The organism is Pseudomonas brassicacearum (assembly GCF_003732225.1).
In the GTDB taxonomy this organism is placed as follows: Bacteria; Pseudomonadota; Gammaproteobacteria; order Pseudomonadales; family Pseudomonadaceae; genus Aquipseudomonas; species Aquipseudomonas brassicacearum_E.
Genome location: NZ_MOBJ01000003.1, coordinates 299,402 through 316,106, shown reverse-complemented (window position 1 = coordinate 316,106; position 16,705 = coordinate 299,402). Strand labels below are relative to the sequence as shown.

17 protein-coding genes and 1 pseudogene are annotated in these 16,705 nt (G+C 62.2%); all 18 read right to left on the bottom strand.

What is annotated here, in order from left to right; genetic code table 11:
- Position 1: 1 nt before the first annotated feature.
- Positions 2-109 (bottom strand): annotated as a pseudogene (locus BK659_RS27880) (excinuclease); the annotation flags it as partial.
- 36 nt (positions 110-145) lie between these two features.
- Positions 146-1,372, bottom strand: a complete 1,227-nt coding sequence (locus BK659_RS04380) for a beta-ketoacyl-ACP synthase (protein WP_123423899.1) — start codon at positions 1,370-1,372, stop codon at positions 146-148.
- Positions 1,372-2,100: a 3-oxoacyl-ACP reductase FabG gene (gene fabG, locus BK659_RS04375; protein ID WP_123423898.1), complete on the bottom strand. Its 729-nt coding sequence runs from the start codon at positions 2,098-2,100 to the stop codon at positions 1,372-1,374. Before fabG ends, BK659_RS04380 begins: the two co-directional genes overlap by 1 nt.
- Positions 2,097-2,573 carry a hotdog family protein gene (locus BK659_RS04370; protein ID WP_123423897.1) on the bottom strand — a complete coding sequence of 159 codons (477 nt, stop codon included), beginning with the start codon at positions 2,571-2,573 and terminating at the stop codon, positions 2,097-2,099. Before BK659_RS04370 ends, fabG begins: the two co-directional genes overlap by 4 nt.
- Positions 2,570-3,766 (bottom strand): beta-ketoacyl-[acyl-carrier-protein] synthase family protein, encoded by a 1,197-nt coding sequence (locus tag BK659_RS04365; protein ID WP_123423896.1) that lies wholly within the window; start codon positions 3,764-3,766, stop codon positions 2,570-2,572. The genes BK659_RS04370 and BK659_RS04365 overlap by 4 nt, the downstream gene beginning before the upstream one ends.
- Complete coding sequence (locus tag BK659_RS04360) at positions 3,763-4,248, bottom strand: DUF3261 domain-containing protein (RefSeq protein WP_123423895.1); 486 nt, start codon at positions 4,246-4,248, stop codon at positions 3,763-3,765. The genes BK659_RS04365 and BK659_RS04360 overlap by 4 nt, the downstream gene beginning before the upstream one ends.
- The gene (locus BK659_RS04355; protein WP_123423894.1) at positions 4,245-4,988 is read right to left on the bottom strand and encodes a class I SAM-dependent methyltransferase; all 744 of its coding nucleotides are present in this window, start codon (positions 4,986-4,988) and stop codon (positions 4,245-4,247) included. Before BK659_RS04355 ends, BK659_RS04360 begins: the two co-directional genes overlap by 4 nt.
- Positions 4,985-6,232: an NAD(P)/FAD-dependent oxidoreductase gene (locus BK659_RS04350; protein WP_123423893.1), complete on the bottom strand. Its 1,248-nt coding sequence runs from the start codon at positions 6,230-6,232 to the stop codon at positions 4,985-4,987. The genes BK659_RS04355 and BK659_RS04350 overlap by 4 nt, the downstream gene beginning before the upstream one ends.
- A complete protein-coding gene (locus BK659_RS04345; RefSeq protein ID WP_123423892.1) occupies positions 6,219-7,379 on the bottom strand; it encodes a cation:proton antiporter in 1,161 nt (386 codons plus the stop codon). Before BK659_RS04345 ends, BK659_RS04350 begins: the two co-directional genes overlap by 14 nt.
- The gene (locus tag BK659_RS04340; protein ID WP_123423891.1) at positions 7,376-9,715 is read right to left on the bottom strand and encodes an MMPL family transporter; all 2,340 of its coding nucleotides are present in this window, start codon (positions 9,713-9,715) and stop codon (positions 7,376-7,378) included. The genes BK659_RS04345 and BK659_RS04340 overlap by 4 nt, the downstream gene beginning before the upstream one ends.
- The gene (locus BK659_RS04335; protein ID WP_123423890.1) at positions 9,699-10,265 is read right to left on the bottom strand and encodes an outer membrane lipoprotein carrier protein LolA; all 567 of its coding nucleotides are present in this window, start codon (positions 10,263-10,265) and stop codon (positions 9,699-9,701) included. The genes BK659_RS04340 and BK659_RS04335 overlap by 17 nt, the downstream gene beginning before the upstream one ends.
- A 191-nt stretch (positions 10,266-10,456) precedes the next feature.
- Entirely contained in the window at positions 10,457-10,882 is a 426-nt protein-coding gene (locus BK659_RS04330; protein WP_123423889.1) for an acyl-CoA thioesterase, read from the bottom strand.
- Positions 10,875-12,419, bottom strand: coding sequence for an HAL/PAL/TAL family ammonia-lyase (locus BK659_RS04325; RefSeq protein ID WP_123423888.1), 1,545 nt, complete (start codon positions 12,417-12,419; stop codon positions 10,875-10,877). Before BK659_RS04325 ends, BK659_RS04330 begins: the two co-directional genes overlap by 8 nt.
- The gene (locus BK659_RS04320; RefSeq protein WP_123423887.1) at positions 12,400-13,347 is read right to left on the bottom strand and encodes an LpxL/LpxP family acyltransferase; all 948 of its coding nucleotides are present in this window, start codon (positions 13,345-13,347) and stop codon (positions 12,400-12,402) included. The genes BK659_RS04325 and BK659_RS04320 overlap by 20 nt, the downstream gene beginning before the upstream one ends.
- Entirely contained in the window at positions 13,344-14,078 is a 735-nt protein-coding gene (locus BK659_RS04315) for a glycosyltransferase family 2 protein (RefSeq protein ID WP_123423886.1), read from the bottom strand. Before BK659_RS04315 ends, BK659_RS04320 begins: the two co-directional genes overlap by 4 nt.
- A gap of 149 nt (positions 14,079-14,227) precedes the next feature.
- On the bottom strand, positions 14,228-15,907 hold the full coding sequence (locus BK659_RS04310; RefSeq protein WP_123423885.1) for an acyl-CoA synthetase family protein: 1,680 nt from the start codon (positions 15,905-15,907) through the stop codon (positions 14,228-14,230).
- Positions 15,904-16,449 carry a COG4648 family protein gene (locus BK659_RS04305; RefSeq protein ID WP_123423884.1) on the bottom strand — a complete coding sequence of 182 codons (546 nt, stop codon included), beginning with the start codon at positions 16,447-16,449 and terminating at the stop codon, positions 15,904-15,906. Before BK659_RS04305 ends, BK659_RS04310 begins: the two co-directional genes overlap by 4 nt.
- Positions 16,446-16,700 (bottom strand): acyl carrier protein, encoded by a 255-nt coding sequence (locus BK659_RS04300; RefSeq protein ID WP_123423883.1) that lies wholly within the window; start codon positions 16,698-16,700, stop codon positions 16,446-16,448. Before BK659_RS04300 ends, BK659_RS04305 begins: the two co-directional genes overlap by 4 nt.
- Positions 16,701-16,705: the final 5 nt, after the last annotated feature.

Genomic DNA, 16,705 nt, shown 5'->3' with positions numbered 1-16,705 from the left:
ATTACTGAACCTTCTCCAAATCCCCCTTCAATGCAACCCCAGCCATGATTGCCCCGGCGTGGCATTCATAGGTCTTGGGATCCTTGCGCTCATTGCTCTTGTAGGAGCTGCCGCAGGCTGCGATCTTTTGATCTTGATGTGGCGCTTACGACCAGCGCCGAAAGATCAGCGACGTATTAACCCCACCAAAAGCGAAGTTGTTATTCATCACATACTGGCAGCTCATCTGGCGGAACTCGCCGCGCAGGTAGTCCAGTTCGCCGCAGCGTGGGTCGACGTTGTCGAGGTTGAAGGTGTGGGCGTACTCGTCGCTGTTCATCATTTCGATGCTGAACCAGGACTCCAGTGCTCCGCAGGCACCCAGGGTGTGACCGAGAAAGCTTTTCTGCGAGCTGATCGGCATGTGGCTGCCGAACAGGCTGTGGGTGGCCAGGGTTTCCGCGATGTCGCCTTGCTCGGTGGCGGTGCCATGACCGTTCACGTAGCCGATGGCCGAGGGCTCCAGACCGGCGTCTTCCAGCGCCAGCTCCATGGCCCGGCGCATGGTGGTCTGCTCTGGGCGGGTGGCGTGCTGGCCGTCGGCGTTACTGCCAAAACCAACGATTTCCGCGTGAATGTGCGCACCACGGGCCAGCGCGTGTTCGAGCTCTTCGAGCACCAGCATGCCGCCGCCTTCGCCAATCACCAGGCCATCGCGATCACTGTCGTAAGGCCGTGGGCTGGTGTTCGGGGCGTCGTTTTTCAGGCTGGTGGCGTAGAGTGCGTCGAACACCATGGCTTCGGTCGGGCACAGCTCTTCGGCGCCGCCGGCGAGCATCAGCGGCAGGCGGCCGAACTTGATCGCCTCGTAGGCATAACCGACGCCCTGGCTGCCACTGGTGCAGGCGCTGGAAGTCGGGATCAGGCGCCCGGTGAGGCCAAAGAAAATACTGATATTGGCCGCTGTGGTGTGCGGCATCATTCGCACGTAGGAGTTGGCGTTCAGGCCTTCAGCCACTGAATTGAGCAGCATCTTGCCGAAGGCTTTGATTTCGTCGGTGCTGCCGGTGGATGAGCCGCAGGACACACCCATGCGGCCGTCCTTGATCGACTCGTTACCGAGCAGTCCGGCATCGGCCAGCGCCCGTTCTGCCGCGCCAACCGCCAGCCGGGAAACCCGGCCCATGCTGCGCAACTGCTTGCGGGTCCAGTGGCTGGGGACGACGAAATCATCGATCGGACCTGCCAGGCGTGTGTTCAGTTCGGTGAAGCGATCCCACTCATCCATGCGCCGGATGCCACTGCGGTTGGCCTTGAAGTTAGCGCAGATGGTCTCCCAGTCGCTGCCCAGCGAGGTGATGCCGGCCATGCCGGTGACGACGACGCGCTTCATCAACACAGGCCTCCGTTGACGGCCAGAACCTGTCGAGTGATATAGCCTGCTTCGGCGGACATCAGGAAGTTCACGGCGCTGGCCACTTCTTCAGGGGTGCCCATGCGTTGTGCGGGGATCATTTTCAGCAGTTCTTCCACGGGTACATTTTCGTCGAGCATCGCGGTGTCGATCAGACCCGGAGCAACGCAGTTGACGGTGATTTTGCGTTTGCCCAGTTCGATCGCCAGGGCCTTGGCGGCGCCGATCAACCCGGCCTTGGAGGCGCTGTAGTTGACCTGTCCACGGTTGCCGATCAACCCGGAAACCGAAGTGATGCACACGATCCGCCCGGCGGCGCGCCGACGAATCATCGGCATCATGACCGGGTGCAACACGTTATAAAAACCGTCGAGGTTGGTGCGCATCACCACGTCCCAGTCGTCCTCGCTCAGGGCCGGAAAGGCACCGTCGCGCGTCAGGCCGGCGTTGAGCACCACGCCGTAGTAGGCGCCGTGGGTTTCCACGTCGGTTTCGAGATGTACCTTGCAGCTGGCGCGATCCGATACGTCGAATTGCAGGATTCGCGCACGGCGTCCCAAGGCTTCGACTTCGGCCTGCACGGCCTCGGCGTCGCAGCGGCCACTGCGGCAATGCAACACCAGATCGAAGCCGGCCTGGGCCAGACGCAGGGCGATGGCGCGGCCGATACCGCGGCTGGAACCGGTGACCAGTACGGATTCAGTCATGACTGGGCTCCATTAGCTTTTGAAGACGGGGATTCGTGTAGATATTGAGCTGCCTTAGGCGGGCAGAACACATTCAGCCGAGCCATGGCATGAATGCCGGGGGCTGTCAGGTGGCACTCGAAGACACCCATGCCGTTGTCGTCTTCGAGCGAACGCAGGGCGTGAATCGTCAGCTCGCAGCCGACTGGAAAGTGTTCCACATTGCATTCGAATTTACGCGTACCGAGCAGGAAGCCCAGCTCAACTGCATTGCCTTGCGTGCGTGCGCGACACCCGGCATACGCGGCCACGCTTTGCGCCATGAGTTCGATACCGACCCAGGCCGGCAAACTGCCGTCGGGTCGGTTGAACAGGCCACCGGGCTTGACGGTGAGGCGGGTGTGAATCTGTTCTTCGTCGAACGACAGCACTTGATCGATAAGGATCATGTCGCCCGCGTGGGGCAGCAGTTCGGCGAGAGGCCAATCAATCATTCGGCGTCTCCGATAATCAGGCTGACGTTGTTGCCACCAAAGGCAAAGGAATTGCTCATCAGGCAGCGTGCAGCGCTTTGTTCCAGGCGATCTGCGGTGGTCACAAAATTCAGCGCTGGCAGTTGCGGGTCGGGCTGGCCGTCCCAGACGTGGGGCGGCAGCGCATGTCGGGTATTTTCGCGGCTCAAACTCAACCAGCAGAACGCCGCTTCCAGCGCCCCGGCCGCGCCGAGGGTGTGGCCGGTCATGGGTTTGGTCGACGAGCAGGGCACGCCCGCCGGGAACAGTGTGTTGACTGCCAGGCTTTCCATGGCGTCGTTGTGTTGGGTGGCGGTGCCGTGCAGGTTCAGGTAGTTGATCCGCTCAGGCGCCAAACCGGCGCTGCTCAGGGCCTTGTTCATTGCTTGCAGGGCGCCGCGGCCGCTGGGTTCCGGGGCGGAAATATGGTGCGCATCGGAGCTGGCGCCGCTGCCCAGCAGGGCAATCGGTTGGCTGGCGCCGAGGTTTTTGCTCATCAAGAAAAGTACCGCCGCTTCGCCTATGTTGATCCCGTTGCGATTGACCGAAAACGGATTGCAGCGCTGTTCGGATACTGCATCCAGCGCCGAGAAACCGTTGAGGGTCAGTTTGCACAAACTGTCGACGCCGCCGCACAGCACGACATCACACATGCCCAGATCGAGCAATCGCCGGGCACTCAGCAAGGCGCGGGCGCTGGAGGTGCAGGCCGTGGAAATCACATAGGCCGGACCGCTCAGTTGTAGCCAGTCGGCAAGGAAGTTCGCCGGCGCGCTGAGTTCCTGTTGCTGATAGTCGTAGTCAGGCGGGAACTGATTTTCGCGGATGTAATGAGCAATCCCGCGACTGCCTTCGTCGATCCCCGAGGTGCTGGTGCCCAGGACGATGCCGATGCGTCCACGGCCATAGGTTTGAATCGCTTGATCGATGTCTGCGCGGATTTGCAGCGCGGCTTCCAGCAATAATTGATTGTTGCGGGTGCGGTGCTGGCTCAGCTCGGTCGGGATCGTGGCCAGCTCACCGTGTACCGCAGCGACTGGCAGCGAACGCTCAGGCACCCAGTGGGCCTCGGCGCGTATCCCCGAACAGTCGCCGGCAAACAGCTTGCGGGCGACTTCATGTTTGTTGCGCCCCAGGCTGCAGATCAGCCCGAGGGCATTCAGGTAGGCCGTCATGGCGCAGCCTCGGCGGTTAGCGGGGTGACGTGATAGTTCAGCTGTTCGGGCAGCGTCAGGACGAAGTCCGACGGGGTTCGATACAGCACCTGCCAGTGCGGCGCCAGCGAGCGTAAAGCGGCGTGACGTTGGGCGGCAGGATAATTATCGAGCAATTGCGCCTCTGGTGTCAGGGCGAACAATAACGCCGCAAATAACTGACGCGCTTCCGGATTGGGCGGTAGCAAACCGTCGGCCTGCCATTGGTTGTCGACCAGACGCTGGCGAGCCACGGGAATGCCCAGTGGGTCCATCAGCGACCAGCGAATGCCGGCACCTTCGCGCTGGATCACCAGCAACCAGTCCTGGCGCTGATCGACCCGTTGCCGTTCGACATGCAATTGCAGCGGCAAGGCCAGCGTCGGGTTGCGCTCGGGCAGCGGCGGCTGGCTGGCACAAGCGCTCAGCAGCAGGGCACAGCACACGAGCAGGAGGCGAATCATCGGCACTGACCTTCGAGCGGTTTACGGGCAACCACGTTGACCAGGGTTTCTTCCCGTTGGCCAACCGGTTTCGGGCGGCGCAGTCCAAAGCGTTCGAGCAGACCGAAATCCTTCGCGCGACTCCACCATAGATAAGGGTAGGACACGTTTTGCGGGCCGAATTCAAAACCCTGCTGACGAATCATCTGCAAATACCCGTCGGCACTCTTTTGCACGTGCATCGGGTGGCGGAACAACCAGCGAATCACCCAGGTGTCGATGTAGGCCTCGGTGGATTCGGCAAACATCAGATAGCCGCCCGGCTTAAGCACCCGATAGAACTCGGCGAGGGCTTGCTCCTGCTCCACCAGATGGTGGAAGGTCTGGTGGCAGAACAGCAGGTCGACGCTGGCGTCTGGTACAGCAAGGGTCGCGCAGTCGCTGCCGATCAGTTCGACGTCGATGTTCTGGCGCTGCGCCTCTTCGCCGCTGAGCATCAGGCTGTGCGGGTCGGCGTCCAGACCGATCAGGCGTTGCGGGGCAAACACCTGGCGCAGGTACTGGAACGACTTGCCCTGACCGCAACCGGCATCCAGCAGCACCGGATGGCTGGGCAGCGTTTCGCTGAACAAGCTGCGCAGGTCGTTGATTGCCACCCGCAGTACGTGGTGCTGCCAGGTGAAGCTGCGCAGAAACCAGAAACCGAAGCGGGTTTCTTCGACGTAACTGTCGCTTAGGTATTGTTGTTCGGTGCCGCTCACGTCGCATCACTCGCGCAAATATCCGACAGCATGCGCAACCGACGCTTGGGCTCGCTGACGAATGGATTGCGTTCGTCCCAGGCGTAACCGGCGAGGATCGCGCTGATCATCCGACGGATTTCCGGTGTGCCACCCGGGTGGTAGATCACATCCTGGAAGGTCCCGGCGTACCAGCCTTCGACGTAACACCGGAAAGTGTCGACGCCACGCTTCAGCGGCTCGGCAAACTCGCGCTGCCAGTCCACGCTTTCGCCTTGCAGCTGTCGATGCAGGACGCTGGCGGCCATGCTCGCCGAACGCATGGCGATGGTCACGCCGGAGGAAAATACCGGGTCGAGGAATTCGGCGGCGTTGCCGAGCAAGGCGAAGCCCGGGCCGTGCAAGGTTTTGACGTTGGCCGAGTAGCCGCCGATGGTCCGCGCCGGTGTGTCCCAATGGGCGTTTTTCAGCACCTTGGCCAAGCTCGGGGTTTCGGCGATGAAGCCGCGCAGGCAGGCGTCAAGATCGTCGCCGCGGCCTTCGAAGTGTTCGGCCGCGGCAACCACGCCCACCGAGCAGCGACCCTGGCTGAACGGGATGGTCCAGAACCAGATGTCGCGGTGGGTCGGGTGGGTGGTGATGAGGATCTTTTCACGGTCGAAGTGCGGGCCGTCGATGTGGTCTTCGATGTGGGTGAACACCGCTTGGCGCAGCGGGAAGTTCGACGGCGCTTCAAGGTCGAGCAGGCGCGGCAAGACGCGGCCGTAGCCGCTGGCATCGAGCACGAAGTCGGCTTCGAGACGGTATTCGCTGCCGTCTTCGCGGCGAGCGCCGAGCTGGGGTTTGGCCAATTCGAAGTTGGCACTGGTGATCGTCTCGCCGTAACGGATCTCCACGCCTTGCAGCGCTGCCTGATCGGCCAGCAGTTTGTCGAAGTCAGCGCGCTGAACCTGAAAGGTGGTCGGCTTGCCGTTGCTGAAGGTGTCGCCGAAATCGAAGGTGCTGTAACGCTCGCCCCAGGCAAATGCCGCGCCGTTTTTCAGCTGAAAACCGGCGGCTTGTACCGCTTCGAGCATGCCGGCTTCTTCGACGAAATCCAGGCAGTGCGAGAGCAGGCTTTCGCCGATGGAAAACCGTGGAAAATGCTGGCGCTCGATGATCAGCACATCATGACCGTTACGCTTGAGCAAGGCGGCAGCGATGGCACCCGATGGGCCGGCACCGATAACGATGACCTGGCGACGTTCCGTATCAACTGTTGGCACTGGAGCTCCTGGCCGGGGCGGCGACCTGTGAGGGAATTCGGCGCATACCGGCGAGTGCCGGCAGCAGCGTTGCGATCAAACCCATCAGCATCAGCGCGAAGTACAGCGCGGGGCTGATCAGCTGTTGTTGCAGCAGCAGGTTGAGAAAGACGATCTCGCTCAAGCCGCGAATGTTCAGCAGCAGGCTTTCACGCCAGCGGCTGGCGCCGATAAACGACGCGCCGGCCCAACCGAGGCCGAGCCAGTTACCCAGCAGTTTGCTGACAATGGGAAACACCAGCAGCGCACCGAGCTGCGCCCAACTGAGGCTGTCCATGGCGCTGTGCACGTTGATCTGCACAATGCCGAAGGTCAGGATCAGCGGAATCGCGATGCCGTTCTGCAGGCGGCTCATCCAGGCTGCCGATAACGGTAGCACCAGCGGTAGCTTGAGAGCAGCCATGCACAACAGATAACCGATGCCGAAAATCAGCGCATTGAGTTTGAAGTGTTCCGCCACCACCAGCAGCGCGAAGAAACCCAGGCTGTGCAGCAGCGGCTGACGCAACCCGAACGCACGCAGCAGCAACGGCAGGCAGGCGCCGGCCAGCGGCAGCAACAGGCTGCTCAGGTGCAGACTGCCTTGGGCGAAGGCGAACAGGCTCCAGCAGGTCAGGTCGATGAGGATCGCGGTCTGCACCAGTCGGCGGGTAGCGGCCGGTGGATAGTTGATGTGCCGCAGGTACAGATACAGCACCGGGATTGCTGTGATCGCGAACAACAGGCCGACTGCCAGCGAACTCAACCATGGCTGATCCGGCAGCAGCCAAATGGCCGTCGCCAGACCGCAGATGAACGGAATGCTGAAACTCGGCAGAGCGATTTTCAGGCTCTGGCGATCCAGCTTCAGGTCGATCACGTCGCTGAGGATATGCCCCAGCAACAGCGCGAAACTCAGGCTGTAGAGGTTTTTCAGCCAGCCCGGCGAGACCAGCTCGGCGCCGCTCAACTGCCAGTACGGCTCAATCCAGAAATACATCAGCAGCGGCAGGCCGAAGGTCGCCAGCAGTAACTGGCTGACAATCGGGATCAAACCGAAATGACGCCCGACGCGAGTCGCCACCGCGAACAGCGCCAGGGCCAGCAGCCAGAACAGCGCGATCATCATGCTGCCGGCTCCGCAATTGGCGCGGCGTGCGCCGAAGGTTTGGCCCACGGCGCGAGGATGAAACTGAAGGCCAGCCCGAGGCTCACCGAAAGACCGAAGTTGCTCACCGCCGGCGTGCTGGAAATCGCCAGCAGACCAAACGACAGCCACGTGGTCGCTGCCGCCAGTAGCGTGCCGAGCAGGCTCACGGCGGCACCGCCGATCTGCTCGCGCATGAGGATCGCGTAATCGACACTGATTGCCGTCACCAGCAGCAACCCGAACACGCTGAACAGCGTCAGCGGCTGGCCCAGCCAACCGAGGCTGGCGAGGCTGCACAATGCCGCCAGTAATGGCAGCGCGACGAGCCGCAGGGCGCCGCCAAAACCGAAGGGCAGAATCAGCAGCAGCACGATCAACGCGCAGGACATCAGTTTCAATTCAGCGGCGCTGATCTGGGTGGCGGCGAAGACTTTATTCAGGTCGTCCAGACGATCCACCAACTGCACACCCGGCAAGTCCAACGCTTGCACCCGCAGCAACGCGGCATCGTTCAAGCCTTGCAGGCTGACCATCGCCGCCACGCCGTCATCCGAGGCGCCCAGCCATAGCGGACGCCATGGCTCGGCCAAGGGGCCGACCAGCGCTGCGTCGATGTCTTCGACCGGCAATGCCTGCAACTGCGCCAGTTCGGCTTGCAGCGCGGTGACCGGGATACCGAGATCAAGCAACGGTTGCCAGAATGCCGGGAGTTTATTCAGGGCGTCGCGAACCTGTTGCTGCTCGGAAGGCAGGCTGACCAGTTGACTCAGCGCCAGGTAGCCTTTGAGCTTGTCCAGATTGACCAACTGATCCAGCCGTTCGCTGAGGGCTTTCTGGCGTTCGAACAGTTGCTGCTGATTGACCGCGCGCACCAGGAAAAACTGGCTGGTAGGTTGATAGCCAGTGATGCGCGCAATGGTCTGCGCTTCGTCCATCAACTGCGGCGGCGCACTGACCCACTGACGGATGTCGTTTTTCGTGGTCAGGTGCCACAGGCCGCCGGCACAAAAGGCCAGGACCAACACCAGCAGGACCGAACTGCGTACGCGTTTGAGCAGCGCTTCACGCACGCTCACTAAAAACTCGGCAACCCGCAAGGGCCATTGCGCTGGCCGTAGATCCGTACCCTTGAGCAGCGCCGGCAACAAGCAAACCGCCGACAAGTACGCGCCGAGCAAACCGGCGGCAGAGAACACGGCAATCTGGGTCAGCGCCGGGAACGGTGTCCAGGCCAGTGCCAGATAACCAATGCAACTGGTGGCCAGGCTCAGGGTCAATCCCGGCAAGGTCACGCGCAGTGCGGGCCAGCTGTGCCAGGGTTTCAGGCTCCAGCTCTTGGACAGGTAATGCAGCGGGTAATCGACCGCGACACCGATCAGGCTTGACCCCAGCACCAGGGTCATCACGTGCATATGACCAAACAGCGCGACGCAGGCCACCGAGCCAAACAGCATACCGACCAGAACGGGGATAAAGGCCAGCAGCACCCGAAGCCTGCGGAACGCCAACAACAGCAGCAACAGGATGCCGGCGGTCGCGCCACCGCCGACCCAGGTGATCTCGCGGCTCGCTTGCTGTTGACCGTTGGCGGCGTACAGCAGGCCGCTGGCGGCAAGTAATTGAACGTCGGCCTGCGCCGCTTCTTCGCGGCTGTGCTTGAGCAGCTCGGCGACTTTCAGTGGCAGGCGCATGTCGAACGCGTTGCCGCTGGTGCGAGCCCGCAGCAATACCCAGCTTTTGCCGTCGGCATCGGCGACCAATGCGCCGCTGCCAATGTCCAGTTGCACTGAGCCATGCTGCGGCTGGCTGTTTTGAATACGTCCGGTCAGACCCAGCCAGTCATCCTGGCTCGGCACCAGGCTGAAACCGGTAAAGGGATCGAACAGCGCTTGTACGCGTTGCTGGATGAAGGCTTGCGGCTGCTCGATCAACTGTTGCCGATCGGCTGCCGAGAGCATCGCCAGCCGACCTTGCAGCAGTTGCGTGCGCAGCGCCGGCAGGTCGGCTTGCAGGTTCCATTGGACCTTTTCGAAGACGCCGCTGGCCAGCCACTGTTCGCCGAGTTTTTGCGTCATGGCGATGGCTTGCTGGCGATCGGCGTGACCGACCAGCACCAGCATTTCGCGGTTCAGCGGCTCCTGCATGCGCTGCTCGGCCTTAAGCTCCAGCGCATCCGGCGCGGTGCCCGGCACCAGATCCATCAGGTTGGCCGACAGCGGTGCGCCGTCGTGCCACTGCCAGCCGGCGAGTGCGAGCACCGCCACCAGCAGGGTCAGAAATAGCCGTGGGAGCATCCGTTCACTCGGCAAAGTCATGTTGCTCCGCATCGCTCAGTGGGTTGGCGCTGGTGGTGTCCTGCATGCGCAAAACGGTGCTGTCGCCCTGGGTTTCCAGCAACTCGATGCGCTGCACCAGTTCGCCGCCGTCGATGTTGATCTGATTGAACACTTGCTTGAGCAGCATCGAGCGCGGGGTCAGCGTGAGCTTCCAGTGCTGCGCTTCACCGCTCAGCGAAAGCTCGAAATCCCGTTGCAGGCCGCTGCTGTCACCTTGCAGTACCGCGAGGAAGATGCGGTTCTGCTCGGCACCGGCGCTTTTGCCCGGCAGTATTTGCCAGCCGCTGCTGTCACGCCGTGCAATGCCCTTGGCGCTGATCCGGTAATCCTGTTGCAACGGTGTCTTGAGCAACCACAGCAAACCGTGATCCCTGGCCAGCACGAACGTGCCCTTGCTGGTCAGCGGTTGCGGCAGGGCACGCAGGTGTTTTTCCTGAATGAAGTTGCCGTGGATCACGCTCGGCTTGGCCAGTTGATCGCTCAGTTGTTGCAGGTCGAAGGCGTTTGCCTGCGATGAGAATCCCAGCATCACTATCAGCGTCGCCACCACCCCGAACCCGTAGCAGCTGCCGCTAGGCTGCGTCCGGCTGCGAAGCAGTCGTAAAGTCTGAGCTCGCGTTTTATCAGGAAAACCGAGTTGTCCGAATGGCGACCGCTTCGCGGCCGAACGCAGGCTTCGCCAGCTGCTACGAGTGGCGTGCTCAAGGACAGCGAGCAATCTCATGGCAACATCCTCTCGACCGCATCGGTAAACACTTTTGGCGACGCCAACTGCATCTCGCGGTTCGTGACGTGTACGGCGACTTGCACCGAGCTGGCGCGGGTCAGGCGTTCACCGGTGGCGAGATCGCTGATCAGGTAGCTGATCTTCAGGCGGTTTTCCCATTCCACCAGGCAGGCGCGGACGTTGAGTGTCTGGCCGAACACTGCACCGCGCACGTAACGCAGTTGCAAGTCGATCACCGGCCACGCGTAGCCGGACTCCAGCATGGCGGTGTAGTTGTGGCCGAGCATGTCGAGCAAGGCGCAGCGGGCAACTTCCAGGTACTTCACGTAATGGCCGTGCCAGACCACGTTCATGGAGTCGACGTCAAAGAATGGCACGAGGATTTGCGTATCGGCGTGAAGCACTCCCTTGCTACGCATGCAGCCTCCAGTGTTGTTCGGCAATGCGTTGCAGGCACAGACGCAATTCACCTTCCAGCGCGCGGTCCTCGATGACCGGCGCGAAATCCTTGGCGAGCTCTTCGTGCATCGCTGCCAGCGCTGGCGGCAATGGCCGGGCGTCTTCTGCCTGGTTGCGCAACCAGACACCTTGATTGGCCGCCAGCAGGGTCGCGGCAGCAACTTGTTCGGTCAGCTCCAGCACGCGGATCGCATCGCGGGCGGCGATGGTGCCCATGCTGACTTTGTCCTGGTTGTGGCATTCGGTGGAGCGCGAGAACACGCTGGCCGGCATGGTGTTTTTCAGCGCTTCGGCGGTCCAGGCGCTGGTGCCGATCTGCACCGCCTTGAAGCCGTGGTTGAGCATCGCGCGCTCGGCACTGGCGCCCGACAGGTTGCTTGGCAAACCATGGTTGTAGCGTTCGTCCACCAGCAGCGCGAGCTGACGGTCGAGCAGGTCGGCAACGTTGGCCACGAGGTTTTTCAGGCTGTCCATGGCGAAGGCGATATGCCCGCCGTAGAAATGCCCGCCGTGCAGCACGCGTTCGGCTTCGGCGTCGATGATCGGGTTGTCGTTGGCGCTGTTGAGTTCGATCTCGATGAACGAGCGCAGCCAGTTCAGGCTGTCGGCCAACACGCCGAGCACATGCGGTGCGCAACGCAGCGAATAGCGGTCTTGCAGGCGATGCAGCGGTGCGGTCGGCGCGTCGATCGCCAGATCCTTGCGCAACCACGCGGCCACCTGCATCTGGCCCGGATGCGGCTTGGTGGCGAACAGGCGCTCGTCGAAGTGCTCGGGGTTGCCTTGCAGGGCGACCACGTTCAGCGCGGTGATGCGCGTCGCCAGTTGCAGCAGGTAGTCGGCGCGGGCGAAGGCCAGACAGGCGAGACCGGTCATTACCGCCGTGCCATTCATCAGCGCCAGGGCTTCCTTGGGCCGCAGCACCAGTGGCTCCCAGCCGAGTTCGCGGTGCACGTCGGAGGCTTGTCGGCGTTCGCCCTTGAACAGCACTTCGCGCTCGCCGGACAAGGTCGCGGCCACGTAGGACAGCGGCGTCAGATCACCGCTGGCGCCCACCGAACCCTCTTCCGGGATCAGCGGCAGAATGTCCTGTTCGAGGAACACGTGCAGGCGTTCCAGCAGTTCCACTCGAACCCCGGACACGCCGTGGCACAGCGACTGCAAACGCGCCGCGAGCACCGCGCGGGTGGCCTGGGCGTCGAGCAATTTGCCCAAGCCGCAACCGTGAAAGGTATACAGATGACGCGGCAGCGCTTCGACGTGATGCAGCGGCACCGCAACCACGCAGGAATCGCCGTAACCGGTGGTCACGCCGTAGATCACGCCTTCCTTGTCCAGCAACGAATCGAGAAACCGCGCGCCCTTGGCGATGCGCTCACGGTATTCGCTGTCGTTTTGCAGTTGCACGGGCGCCTGACGGTTGGCCAGGGCCAGCACGTCTTCGATGCGCAAAGGGAGTTCGCCGAAGGTTACCGGCTCAAGCAGATGCGTCGTCATCGGTCTTCCAGAATGGGTAAAAGTTGAACCATTGTTGGGGCGCCTCAAGGCAGCACTGGCCGAGGCGTTCGGCGTAGCGCGTGGCCCAGTGGTGAATCACTTGCTCGCGGTCACTGCGCTTCCACACTACCGCGTCGGTGAAGGGCTCGATGATCAGCCGATAGTCGCCGGTTTGTTTCTTCAGGCACAGCAGAAAATTGACCGGACACTTCAACAATCCGGCCAGCAGCCACGGACCTTGGGGAAATGCGGCCGGATGACCGAGGAAGTCCACCGTCACGCTGCGCCCGCCATGCAGCGGTACGCGGTCGCCGGCAATCGCCAGCCACTCGCCACGCTCCAGACGCTGGCTCAGTTGCAGCATGATCACCGGGTCCAGTTCGCTGACCTGGATCAGCCGCAAATTGGTCGCGCCGGCTTCACCCAGCAGTCGATTGAAACGCTCGGCGTGCTTGGTGTGCACCAGCACGTTCATGGTGACCCTTTCACCGAGTTCGGCGAGGGCCCGGCAGACTTCGAGGTTGCCCAGGTGGGCGCCGACCAGCATCTGCCCGCGTTCGCCGCGCAACTGATTGCGCAACAGTGCCGGGTCGATGATTTCGATCTGTTCGATGCTCAGCTTGCCGTTCCATACGTCGAGCTTGTCGAGCATGGAGTCGGCGAAGGCCATGAACTGGCCGAATACTCGCCAATGGGTCGGGCGCAGTTCGTTGCGACCGCTCCAGTCCGCGAGGCGCTGCTGGTAGTGCCAGGCGCTGTGGCGGGCGCTGCGACCAAACAGGAAAAAGTATAAAACGATGCCGTACAGCAGCGGGCTCAACAGCCGACGCCCCAGCACTTTTGCGCAGAACGCGGTGAATTTCATCAGCCAAAAGCTGCCGCGTTCCTTGTGATCGGCCCAGTGTTCGTTGTCTGCGTTGATGCTCATGCTCGCCACCGTCGCCAGAGGATTGCCGGGGCCCGTAGCAACATGCCGAAGAACTGGCGGGTGTGCATGCTCGTAATCAGCACATTGTCGCGCAGCAGACGAAAATGCGAGACGCCATCCAGGGGGTAGTGAACCTTTGTGTGCACCCAGTGCATCGGCTGATTGCGCCAGGCCAGGCGCACAATGATGTCGGTGTCGAAGTCCATGCGTTGGCCGATCTTCACCGAGTTGATGAGCGCCAGCGTCGGCGGCAATGGATAGAGGCGAAAACCGCACATGGAATCACGGATCTGCAACGAAAGAGTGTTGATCCAGACCATGACGTGAGTCAGGTAGCGGGCGTACAAACGGCCCTTCGGCACGCTGGCGTCGTAGAGCGGATAGCCGCAGATCAATGCGCCGGGATGGGCGCGCGACTGCTCGATAAAGGTCTCGACATCACTCAGATCATGCTGACCATCGGCGTCCACCTGCAAGGCGTGGCTGAAGCCCAGGCGCGAGGCTTCGCGAAACCCGGTCATGACCGCGCCGCCCTTGCCCTGATTGACGGCGAGCTTGATCAGGAAAACCTGATCGCGCCGGGCCAGTTGCTCAAGCACCGCCGCACAGGCCGGGCTGCTGGCGTCATCCACCAGAATGCACGGCAGGTGGCAGGCGAGCAGCGCGTCGACCACGTTGGTGACGGCGGTTTCGTGGTTGTAGACCGGAATCACGGCGCAGGGGTTATGCATGTTGGCGTACACCTGAAGGACCTGGGTGCCTGCATCGCGAGCAAGCTCGCTCCCACATTGAATCGTAGTCAGCCCCCCATTTTATAGCCGGCACAACTCTAGTGTGGGAGCGAGCTTGCTCGCGATCGAGTGCAAAGCACTCGCCAAGATTAAACATGCGCAGTCTCCAGCAATATCCGCCCACTGGAGCACGTGGCCGTCTCATTGCGGTAGGTGAAATACAACTTGCTACGTTGCGGGTCGAAGCGCAAGTGCAGTTGGACTTCATCGCCGGGGCGTACCAGTTGCTGAAATTTCAGCACTTCCATACCAGCGAATCTTGTCGGCAGATGCATCAGTTGCTGGCCCAGATCCAGTGCCCACTCGACTTGAACTACCCCCGGTAATACGGGGGTTTGCGGGAAGTGGCCGCTGAAGTAAGCGAGGTCCGGCGGCACCGCCAGTTGCAGGTTCCACTCACCGTCCACTTCGACCTGTTCCAGCAGCTGTGGCGCCTTTGGGCGGGGCGCCAGCAGCAAGGCTTCAACCTCGGCTTGCGGCAGTTTGCCTTGGGCGTTCAGCGGCAGTTGCCGCAGCAACCGCCAGCGGCGTGGCAGGGCCAGGGTTTCGCAATGTTGACTCAGGTGCTGGCGCAGTTCCTGGGTCAGCGTGCGCCGCCCCTGGTTGCGTAGCGCATGCAAACCTTGTTCGCTCAGCACCAGCAAGGCTCCCAGCGACGCACGGTTTTCCTGAACCACGCCAAGGCGCGCTTCGGCGACCCAGTCGTGGGTCATCAGCGCCTGTTCCAGCATGGGCAACGAGATGCGTTTTTCTTCCAGCTTGACGATCCGGTCCAGTCGTCCGAGCAGCTCGAAACGGCCGTCGGTGGCGATGCGCGCGGCGTCGGCGGTGTGTTCAATGTGGTCGACCGGCAAGTACGGTGAGGCGATGAGCAGGGCGCCGTCGCTGTCCTGGCTCAGCACGACATCGGCGAAGGGCTGCCAGAGATCGTGGCCCTGACGCCAGGCAATGCCGCCGGTTTCCGAGCTGCCGAGAATCTCCGTCGGCCATTGTTGCAGGCGTTCGTGCAAGCTTTGCGCAGCCTCGGCCGGCAAGGCGCCGCCGGAGGAAAACACCCGGCGGACCGCGCTCAACGCCGGCCAGTCGAGGTTATCGCCCATGCGCTTGAGCAACGCCGGGCTGGCGACCCAGGCGAAGGTCGGATGTTCGCGGCTGGCGCGCTGCAAGTCTTCCGGGAAAGCCAACTGCCTGCGTACGAACGGACGACCGGCACACAGCGGCCACAGCACCCGGAACAGCAATCCGTAGATGTGCTGGGTGCCGACGCTGCCGATGATGCAAGCGTTGGCCAGGTCCGCGCCCCATAACTGCTCCAGCGCCTGAACTTCATTCGCCAGTTGCCGCAGGGTTTTCTCGATGCGCTTGGGTTCGCCGCTGGAGCCGGAGGTGCACAGGCTCAGGTGACAGTGATCGAGATCCAGTTCGGCGGCGGCCAGCGGCGCCTGTTGGAAGTCCGCCAGGTGCGCGTCGTCAGCCAGATCGGTCAGCCACAGGTCGACTGCCGTCGACCAGCGCAGGCGAGTCTGGGGTTGCAGGTCGGCGGGCAGCAGTACGCTGACCCCGGCACGCCAGGCGCCGAGCAGGGCAATGGCCAGTTCAGCGGCGTCTTCCAGGTGCATGGCGATGCGCGTTACACCTTGTGCTTGCAGACCGGCGGCGAGGCGCAGGGCCTGCTCACGCAGGTCGGCGTGATTGAGCGCCGGACCGGCCGTGACGGCACGCTCAGGTAGTGCCTTGAGCAACAGTTGCTCAAGTTTTATCCAATTCATGGGTGGCCTCGTACCCGTTGTCGTATGAGCCATTCAATGGCAAACAGCAAACCCATTAACCCGTAGGAGATCAGGCCGGTGTACAACATCCACCAACTCAGCGGCGCCCAGAGGGTCAGGGCGGCCGCGAGCAAACCGTTACAGAGGAAAAACACACTCCAGGCGATCGTCACCTGGCGGGTATAAACAATTGCCTTGTCCGGCAGATGCGGTTCGCGCAAACGCGCCAGCCGCTCGATCATCGGTTGCCCGAACTTCAGGCTCAGGCCAAACAGCACCAGCATGAAACCGCTCATCAACACCGGGTACCAGCGCAGCAACAAAGGGCTATCGAACAACGCCAGCAGCAGGCAAAAAGCAATGGCAACCACCGCCATCCAGACGCTGCCCGGACGCCGCTCGCCCAGCAGCGCACGGGCCAGCCACAATCCGCCCAGCAGCAGACCAAACTGCCATGGGGCGAAATGTTCCATGCCGAAATACACCGCAAAGGGGTACAGCAGGCCCGCGAGCAGCAGGCCGAGGCCGATCACTCGGCTCATGCGGCCGGTTGAACCAGACGGTAGACCGCCTCGACCACGTCGCCGACAGTACGCACCGACTTGAATTCCTCGGCGGCGATTTTCTTGCCGGTCTGGCGTTTGATGTGATCGATCAGATCGACCGCGTCGATGCTGTCGATTTCCAGGTCCTGATACAGGTTGGAGTCCAGGTTCACGCGTTCGGGTTCCAGCTCAAAGAGTTCGACCAAGGCATCGCGCAGGGTGTTGAAGATGTCGTCACGAGTTTGCATGGTCC

What these genes read in the sequence shown, in the direction of transcription:
- BK659_RS04300 (WP_123423883.1), bottom strand. Translation starts at nt 16,700, where the DNA reads ATGCAAACTCGTGACGACATCTTCAACACCCTGCGCGATGCCTTGGTC.
- BK659_RS04370 (WP_123423897.1), bottom strand. Translation starts at nt 2,573, where the DNA reads ATGATTGATTGGCCTCTCGCCGAACTGCTGCCCCACGCGGGCGACATG.
- BK659_RS04305 (WP_123423884.1), bottom strand. Translation starts at nt 16,449, where the DNA reads ATGAGCCGAGTGATCGGCCTCGGCCTGCTGCTCGCGGGCCTGCTGTAC.
- BK659_RS04315 (WP_123423886.1), bottom strand. Translation starts at nt 14,078, where the DNA reads ATGCATAACCCCTGCGCCGTGATTCCGGTCTACAACCACGAAACCGCC.
- BK659_RS04340 (WP_123423891.1), bottom strand. Translation starts at nt 9,715, where the DNA reads ATGACTTTGCCGAGTGAACGGATGCTCCCACGGCTATTTCTGACCCTG.
- BK659_RS04325 (WP_123423888.1), bottom strand. Translation starts at nt 12,419, where the DNA reads ATGACGACGCATCTGCTTGAGCCGGTAACCTTCGGCGAACTCCCTTTG.
- BK659_RS04360 (WP_123423895.1), bottom strand. Translation starts at nt 4,248, where the DNA reads ATGATTCGCCTCCTGCTCGTGTGCTGTGCCCTGCTGCTGAGCGCTTGT.
- fabG (WP_123423898.1), bottom strand. Translation starts at nt 2,100, where the DNA reads ATGACTGAATCCGTACTGGTCACCGGTTCCAGCCGCGGTATCGGCCGC.
- BK659_RS04320 (WP_123423887.1), bottom strand. Translation starts at nt 13,347, where the DNA reads ATGAGCATCAACGCAGACAACGAACACTGGGCCGATCACAAGGAACGC.
- BK659_RS04330 (WP_123423889.1), bottom strand. Translation starts at nt 10,882, where the DNA reads ATGCGTAGCAAGGGAGTGCTTCACGCCGATACGCAAATCCTCGTGCCA.
- BK659_RS04365 (WP_123423896.1), bottom strand. Translation starts at nt 3,766, where the DNA reads ATGACGGCCTACCTGAATGCCCTCGGGCTGATCTGCAGCCTGGGGCGC.
- BK659_RS04345 (WP_123423892.1), bottom strand. Translation starts at nt 7,379, where the DNA reads ATGATGATCGCGCTGTTCTGGCTGCTGGCCCTGGCGCTGTTCGCGGTG.
- BK659_RS04380 (WP_123423899.1), bottom strand. Translation starts at nt 1,372, where the DNA reads ATGAAGCGCGTCGTCGTCACCGGCATGGCCGGCATCACCTCGCTGGGC.
- BK659_RS04335 (WP_123423890.1), bottom strand. Translation starts at nt 10,265, where the DNA reads ATGCTGGGATTCTCATCGCAGGCAAACGCCTTCGACCTGCAACAACTG.
- BK659_RS04310 (WP_123423885.1), bottom strand. Translation starts at nt 15,907, where the DNA reads ATGAATTGGATAAAACTTGAGCAACTGTTGCTCAAGGCACTACCTGAG.